The sequence below is a fragment of the Curtobacterium sp. B8 genome, from assembly GCF_000333315.1.
Lineage (GTDB): Bacteria > Actinomycetota > Actinomycetes > Actinomycetales > Microbacteriaceae > Curtobacterium > Curtobacterium luteum.
In genome coordinates this window covers 1-1,012 of record NZ_BACW01000243.1, presented here as the reverse complement: position 1 = coordinate 1,012, position 1,012 = coordinate 1, and the positions used below count along the sequence as shown (strand labels likewise).

General features: G+C 72.4%; 2 protein-coding genes. Both read left to right on the top strand.

The features are described from left to right. The coding region (locus I59_RS06060; protein WP_022903096.1) for a flagellar biosynthetic protein FliR at positions 1-600 on the top strand (600 nt) is incomplete at its 5' end. 6 nt (positions 601-606) lie between these two features. Then, on the top strand, positions 607-1,012 hold a 406-nt coding region (locus I59_RS06055), incomplete at its 3' end, for an EscU/YscU/HrcU family type III secretion system export apparatus switch protein (protein WP_022903095.1).

Below are 1,012 nucleotides of genomic sequence, written 5' to 3'. Positions count from 1 at the left end.
GCGAGCCTCGACACCGGGGGGTTCGTCGTCGCCCTGGTGACGCAGCTCGTCGTCGGCCTCGCGCTCGGGTTCCTCGTCTCCCTCGTGTTCGCCGCCGTGCAGTCCGCCGGAGCGCTCATCGACCTCTTCGGCGGGTTCACGCTCGCGGCCGCCTTCGACCCGCAGTCCCAGGTGCAGGGAGCGCAGTTCACGCGGCTGTTCCAGATGACCGCCCTCGCGCTCCTGTTCGCCTCGGGCGGGTACCAGCTCATCGTCGCCGGACTCGTCCGGTCCTTCGACGCGGTGCCGCTCGTCGGCGCGGACGGCACCCCGGGGGGCTTCGCGCTCGGCGGGTTCTCCGGGGTGCTCGTGCACGCCCTGACGCAGATGTTCCTGTCGACGCTCCAGATCGCGGGGCCCCTCGTCGTCGTGCTCTTCCTCGCCGACGTCGGGCTCGGGCTCCTCACCCGCGTGGCGCCGGCGCTCAACGCGTTCCAGATGGGGTTCCCGATCAAGATCGGCCTGACGGTGCTGTTCGCGGGCGCCCTCGTCATGGCCCTGCCCTCGGTGGTGTCGTCGCTCACCGGCGACGCCGTCCAGGCGATCACGGGCAGGGGGTGACGTCCCGTGTCCGACAGTGGAGAGCGGTCCGAGAAGGCGACCGACAAGCGCATGCGCGAGGTGCACCGCAAGGGGCAGCTCGGGCGGTCGCAGGACCTCGGCGCGTGGGTCGGGATCGCGGCCGCGGCCGTCATGATGCCGGCGGCGGTCGGGAACGCGGCAGCGGCCGGCACGTCCCAGCTCGCCGCGGTGCAGACCGTGATCGCGGACCCGACGATCGGCACCATGAACCGGGTGTTCGGTGAGGCCATGGCGTCGGTGGGCACCATCATCGGCCCGATGCTCGGCGTCACCGCCGTCGCCGCGCTCGCGACCGCGGTGGCGCAGGGCGGTGTGCACTTCCGGCGCATGGCACCCCAGCCGGACCACTTTCGACCGGTGCAGGGGTTCAAGCGCGTGTTCGGCGTGCAGG